Here is a 6,000-nt window from a genome sequence, read left to right as displayed (position 1 = left end):
GGAGCGGCTGGCGCGGCTGGAACGGGACCGCGACGAGCGGGAGCGTCGGGCGGTGGAGGAGGAACGCGCCCGGCTCGCGAGGGAGTTGCACGACAGCGTGACGCACGGCCTGTCGGTGGTGGTGGCGCTGGCGGACGCGCTCGGGCACGCGCGGCCGGCCGACGCCTCCGCCGTGACGGCCCGGATCGCGGAGACGGGGCGGCAGGCGCTGACCGACATGCGGCGGGCGCTGGGCCTGCTCCAGGACGCCGGTACCGACGCCGGTACCGACGCCGGGCCAGGGGACGACCGGCGGTCGCCGCCGGGGATCGGGCAGCTCGGGGCGCTGTGCGAGCGGATGGAGGCGGCGGGCCTTGTGACCCGGCTGCGGGTGGACGGCGAGGCCGCCGGGGTGCCGGCCGCGGCGCAGCTGACAGTGCACCGGCTCGTCCAGGAGTCGCTGACCAACGTCCTGCGCCACGCGCCGCAGGGGACGCGCGCCGAGGTGCGGGTGTCCTGCGCGCCGGGGGCGGTCACGGTCGAGGTGACCGACGACGGGCGGGCCGGAGGGGTCGGGCGGACGGGATCCGCCGGGTCCGGGCTGGGCCTCACGGGGATGCGGGAACGCGCCGCGGCCTTCGGCGGGGTGCTGGAGGCGGGCCCGCGGCCGGGCGACGGCTGGCGGGTCTTCGTACGGCTGGATCCCGGGGGCGCGCCGTGAGCGTCCGGGTGCTGCTGGTGGACGACGAGGAACTGCTGCGGCTGGCGTTCGGCATGATCCTGCGCGCCGAGCCGGACATGGAGCCGGTCGGGGAGGCGGCCGACGGGGCGGCGGCGGTGGAGCTGGCGCGGCGGCTGCGGCCGGACGTGGTGCTGATGGACGTGCGGATGCCGGGAACCGACGGCATCGAGGCGACCCGGCTGCTGCTGCGCGAGGCGCCCGGGACGCGGGTGCTGGTGCTCACGACCTTCGACCTGGACGCGTACGCCTTCGAGGCGCTGGGTGCCGGGGCCTCCGGCTTCCTGCTGAAGAACAGCCGGCCGGAGGAACTGCTGGGGGCGATCCGCGACGTGGCCCGGGGGGACGCTGTGGTCTCCCCCCGGGTGACCCGGCGGCTGCTGGACCGCTTCGCGCACCGGCTCCCCGCAGCCGGGGGCGACGCGGAGCGGCTGCGCGTGCTGACCGCGCGCGAGCGGGAGGTCCTGCTGGGGGCCGCCCGCGGCCTGACCAACACGGAACTCGCCGCCGCCCTCGGTCTCGCGGAGCCCACGGTGAAGAAGCATCTCGGCCGGGTCATGGCCAAGCTGGGTCTGCGGGACCGGGTGCAGGCGGTGATCTTCGCGTACGAGTGCGGGCTGGTCGGGCCGGGGTAGGCGCGGGCGGCCGTCGGGCGGGGGCGCGCGGCTCAGCGACGTCGACGGCGGTCCAGACGGCCTCGACCGTGGCGTACTCGGCGCTGGTGGCCGCCCGTGGAGTCCTTGGCCGCGTTCAGGTCGTCTGCTGCTTGCCCACCCCAGGAGGCCGTTGAGCTGCTCGAACACCCCGTCGCGCTGCCGGCGGGCGAAGTAGGCGCAGACGGTCCGGTGCGGCGGGTAGTCGTGCGGGAAGTAGCGCCAGGCGGTGAGGGTGGGTTCGACCAGGGCCCAGCGGGCGTCGGCCGCCTCCTCCTACGGACCCAGGAGAAGGACAACGCCGAACACCGATCTGCCCCCACCCACACTTCTGCAACAAGCTTCAGGGGTTGTCCGACAACCCCTACGCCGTGCGGCGCAGCAGGGCCAGGTACATCGCGTCCGTCCCGTGCAGGTGGGGCCAGAGCTGCACGTCGGGGCCGTCGCCGAGGGCCGGCACGCCGGGCAGCAGCGGGCGGGCGTCGATCCACTCGACCCGGCCGCCCTCGTCCCGCAGCACGTCGTCGACGACCGCCCTGGTCTCCGCGAGGTGCGGCGAGCAGGTGGCGTAGCCGACCACGCCGCCGATCCGGGTGGCCTCGACGGCCGAGCGCAGCAGGTCGCGCTGGAGCGGCCCGAAGGCGGCGACGTCCGCCGGACGGCGACGCCAGCGGGCCTCCGGCCGGCGGCGCAGGGCGCCGAGGCCGGAGCACGGGACGTCGACGAGCACCCGGTCGAAGCCGCCGGACTTCCAGGCCGGCTTGGTGCCGTCGGCGGCGATCACGGTGTACGGGCCGGGGTTGCCGGCCAGGGCGCGGGCGACCAGCCGGGCCCGGTGCGGCTGCTTCTCGCTGGCGACCAGCGCGGCCCCGCGCTCCGCGGCGAGCGCGGCGAGCAGCGCGGCCTTGCCGCCGGGGCCGGCGCAGCCGTCGAGCCACAGCCGGTCCGGGCCGTCCAGCGGCGCGGCGGCGAGGGCGAGGGCGACCAGCTGGCTGCCCTCGTCCTGGACGCCGGCCCGGTTGTCCTGCACGGCTGCGAGCGAGCCCGGGTCGCCGCCCTCGGCGAGCCGCAGCGCGAACGGGGACCAGCGGCCCGGCTCGGCCTCCGGCAGGGTCTCGGCCAGCTCGCCGACGGCGATCCGCCCGGGCCGGGCCACCAGGGTGACCTCGGGGCGCTCGTTGTCGGCGCGGAGCAGCTCCTCCATCGCCTCGCGCCCGGCGGCGCCGGGCTGCCAGCGGCCGAGCGAGTCCCACAGGGCGGCGACCACCCAGCGCGGGTGGGAGTGCACGACGGCGAGGTGGTCCTCGGCGTCCTTGTCGTACGGCGGAGCGACCTGCTCCAGCCAGGTGTCCAGGTCGTGGGCGCTGATCCGGCGCAGCACGGCGTTGACGAACTTGGCCTTGCCGTCGCCGAGCACCGCCCGGGCGAGTTCGACGGTGGCCGAGACGGCGGCGTGGCTGGGGATGCGGGTGGTCAGCAGCTGGTGGGCGCCGAGCGAGAGGACGTCGAGGACCGGCGGGTCGACCTTGCTGAGCGGACGGTCGATGCAGGCGGCGATGACCGCGTCGTAGGTGCCCTGGAGCCGGAGGGTGCCGTAGACCAGCTCGGTGGCGAGTGCCGCGTCGCGCCGGTCCATGCCCTTCTGCTCGGCCTCGCGGAGCAGCGAGGGCAGGATCAGGTTGGCGTAGGCGTCGCGCTCGTCGACGGCCCGCAGGGCGCGGAAGGCGACGATCCGGGCGGGGTCCTTCTTCGGGCGCCGGTGCGGGCGCGGGGCGCGCTTTCCACCGGACGCGCCGGAGGTGGTGCCGGAATTGCTGCTGGTCGTGCTCATGGGATGTGCCTCAAGGTGCTACGGAGGTTATGTCGTGATCTCTCGAACAGTAACGCGAAACCCGAACCGGCTCAGCTCGTGCCGTTCCGGACGCCCTCGCCAGGGATGTCCGGGTGTCCGCGCTCCGGGCGTCGGCGCACACTTTGCAAAGTGCACTTTGCAAAGTTCTCGCACACTTTGCAAAGTGCACGCCGACCCGCCCGGCCCGGCTCATTCCGCGGTGCGCTCACCCAGCCGCTCGCCGGACTCGATCCGCGCGCCGCGCGCCCAGTCCGCCGCCCGCATGGCCTTCTTGCCCTGCGGCCGCACCTCGCCCAGCTCGACCTCGTGGCTGCCGGTGCCGACCCGGACGCTGTTCTTGCCGACCGCCAGCTCGCCCGGGGCGAGCTCGGCGGAGGCCGGCACCAGGGTGACCGGGCCGGTGACCTTGAGCCGCTCGCCGCGGAACTCGGTCCACGCGCCGGGCGCGGGGGCGCAGCCGCGCACCACCCGGTCGACCCGCAGCGCGGGCGCGGTCCAGTCGATCCGGGCGTCCTCGACGGTGATCTTCGGGGCGAGGGTGATGCCCTCGGCGGGCTGCGGGACGGCGTGCAGGCTGCCGTCGGCGATGCCGTCCATGGTGGCGGCGAGCAGCCGGGCACCCGAGTGCGCGAGCCGGCCGAGCAGGTCGCCGCTGGTGTCGGCGGGGCGGACCTCCTCGGTGATCACGCCGTAGACCGGCCCGGAGTCCAGGCCCTGCTCGATCAGGAAGGTGGACGCGCCGGTGACCTCGTCGCCGGCCATCACCGCGTGCTGGACGGGCGCGGCGCCGCGCCAGGCGGGGAGCAGCGAGAAGTGCAGGTTGACCCAGCCGTGCTTCGGGATCTCCAGGGTGCCGGGGCGCAGCAGGGCGCCGTAGGCGACGACCGGGCAGCAGTCGGGCGCGAGCTCGGTGAGCCGGGCGACGAAGTCGGGGTCGCTCGGCTTCGCCGGCTTGAGGACCTCGATCTCGATCCCGGCCTCCTCGGCGCGCTGGGCGACGGGGCTGGCGACGAGCTTGCGGCCCCGGCCGGAGGGGGCGTCGGGGCGGGTGACCACCGCGACGACCTCGTGCCGGTCGGAGGCGAGCAGGGCGTCCAGGGCGGGAACGGCGACCTCGGGGGTGCCGGCGAACACGAGGCGCATCAAGTGCCTTTCTGCAGTGCTGAGTTGACGTAGTTCAGGAACGGAGGAGGGACAGCCGGGCCGGCGCTCAGCGCGCCGCGCCGAAGGTGTTGTGCGGGGAGACCTTGACCACCGGCACCGGACCGGAGCCCCAGTCCGTCTCCCGGATCGCCCTGAGCGCGGCCTTCCGCTGCTCCGGGTCGAGGCGGTCGATGAAGACGATGCCGTCCAAGTGGTCGGTCTCGTGCTGGATGCAGCGGGCCAGCAACTGGGTGCCCTCGACGGTGACCGGGTCGCCGTACATGTTGAAGCCGCGGGCGACCACCCCGTACGCGCGCCGGGTGTCGTAGCGCAGGCCGGGGAGCGAGAGACAGCCCTCGGGGCCCTCCTGCTCCTCCTCGCTGAGCGACAGGTCGGGGTTGATCAGATGCCCGGTGACGCCGTCCACGTGGTAGGTGAACACCCGCAGCGAGATGCCGAGTTGAGGCGCGGCCAGACCCGCGCCGGGGGCGTCGAGCATGGTCTCGGTGAGGTCCCCGACCAGGGTGCGGAGTTCCTTGTCGAAGGTGGTGACGGGCTGGGCGGTGGCGCGCAGGACAGGGTCTCCGAAGATTCGGATCGGCTGGATCGCCACGGGCACGGGCTCCTTGTCCGTCGGGGTGCCGGCTGCTGGGAACGGGCGGGCCGGGCAGGGTGCGCGCGGCCGTCGGCAAGTCTATGCAATCCGCCCGCACGAGGTTCTGGCATATCCCGCTCACCCCGCCTGCGTGACCCCGGTGGCCGGTCCGGCGTTGGTCAAGGGGGATTGACCGTGGCCGGAGCGCGCGGGAAGGGCGCTCCGGTCGAGTGAACCGTACGGAAGGCGGCACGTAGGCCATGGCCGAGCAGATCAACCACGACGCCCGGGCGCGGGCGAGCCTGCACCTGTTGGTGCGGGACATCGAGCGGGTGAGGCGGCAGGTCGACGCGCTGCGGACGCTCACCGCCCAGTTGGGCAACGTCTACCGCCCCCGTCGCCCCAGCACCTCCGCGGGCTTCGTGGTGTACGGACGTGCCCCCGCGCCGACGGTGCGGCTGGCGCAGGAACTGCGGGAGAGCGTGGAGACGCTGGTGGCGGCGGCGGTCGAGTTCGACCGCGCGCTGGGGTTCTCCTGGGACTCGGTGGGCTCGGCCCTCGGGGTGACCAAGCAGGCGGTGCACCGCCGCTACGGCATGCGTCGCCCGACCGGCGAGCTGCTGGCGGCGGGCGGCGCGGTGCCCAACCCGACCCGCCCGGACCGCTCCGAGGAGCTCTCCGGCCACTCCGCGCCGCACCCCGCGACCCACACCCCGCAGCACGCCGCGGCCGGCCACCCGCCGGCCCACACCCCCCCGGGCCCCACCGTCCCGGGCCACCCGGCGGTGGAGCGCGACCGCTCCCCCGCCCCGACCGGCCTGGCCGCGACCGTCCCGGCCGCCCGCCAGGGCGGTCTCGACCGCACCGCCCTGGACCGCGGCACGCTCGACCGCGGCACCGTCGACCGCAGCACTGTCGACCGCACCGCGCTGGACCGCTCCGGCGTCCCCCTGCGCGGCTGACGCACCACCCGGACGCCGGGTGAGGGCCGCGGACGCACGAACGCCGCGCCCCTCACCCGCTGTCCGGCACCACCCGT

5 protein-coding genes and 2 pseudogenes are annotated in these 6,000 nt (G+C 75.4%); 3 read left to right on the top strand and 4 right to left on the bottom strand.

The genetic code is table 11. The features are described from left to right. On the top strand, nt 1-700 hold a 700-nt coding region (locus VR45_RS04450), incomplete at its 5' end, for a histidine kinase (RefSeq protein WP_045938346.1). Then, nucleotides 697-1,353, top strand: coding sequence for a response regulator transcription factor (locus tag VR45_RS04445; protein ID WP_045938345.1), 657 nt, complete (start codon nt 697-699; stop codon nt 1,351-1,353). The genes VR45_RS04450 and VR45_RS04445, both read left to right, overlap by 4 nt. 150 nt (nt 1,354-1,503) lie before the next feature. On the opposite strand, the pseudogene VR45_RS48340 reads toward VR45_RS04445, so the two are convergent. From VR45_RS48340 to def, 4 genes and pseudogenes are all read right to left on the bottom strand, one after another. Further along, nucleotides 1,504-1,620: pseudogene (locus VR45_RS48340) on the bottom strand (IS5/IS1182 family transposase); the annotation flags it as partial. A gap of 115 nt (nt 1,621-1,735) precedes the next feature. After that, entirely contained in the window at nt 1,736-3,202 is a 1,467-nt protein-coding gene (locus tag VR45_RS04440; protein WP_045938344.1) for a transcription antitermination factor NusB, read from the bottom strand. A gap of 210 nt (nt 3,203-3,412) precedes the next feature. Next, nucleotides 3,413-4,366 carry a methionyl-tRNA formyltransferase gene (gene fmt, locus VR45_RS04435; RefSeq protein WP_045938343.1) on the bottom strand — a complete coding sequence of 318 codons (954 nt, stop codon included), beginning with the start codon at nt 4,364-4,366 and terminating at the stop codon, nt 3,413-3,415. 67 nt (nt 4,367-4,433) lie between these two features. After that, nucleotides 4,434-4,979 carry a peptide deformylase gene (gene def / locus VR45_RS04430; protein ID WP_045938342.1) on the bottom strand — a complete coding sequence of 182 codons (546 nt, stop codon included), beginning with the start codon at nt 4,977-4,979 and terminating at the stop codon, nt 4,434-4,436. Between the two features lie 242 nt (nt 4,980-5,221). Between def and VR45_RS04425 the strand changes: the two are divergent. Then, a pseudogene (locus VR45_RS04425) lies at nt 5,222-5,566 on the top strand (hypothetical protein); the annotation flags it as partial. Nucleotides 5,567-6,000: the final 434 nt, after the last annotated feature.

The sequence above is a fragment of the Streptomyces sp. NRRL S-495 genome, from assembly GCF_000966955.1.
Lineage (GTDB): Bacteria > Actinomycetota > Actinomycetes > Streptomycetales > Streptomycetaceae > Kitasatospora > Kitasatospora purpeofusca.
The sequence above is the reverse complement of the archived record's forward strand: the minus strand, read 5'-3'. Positions and strand labels throughout refer to the sequence as shown.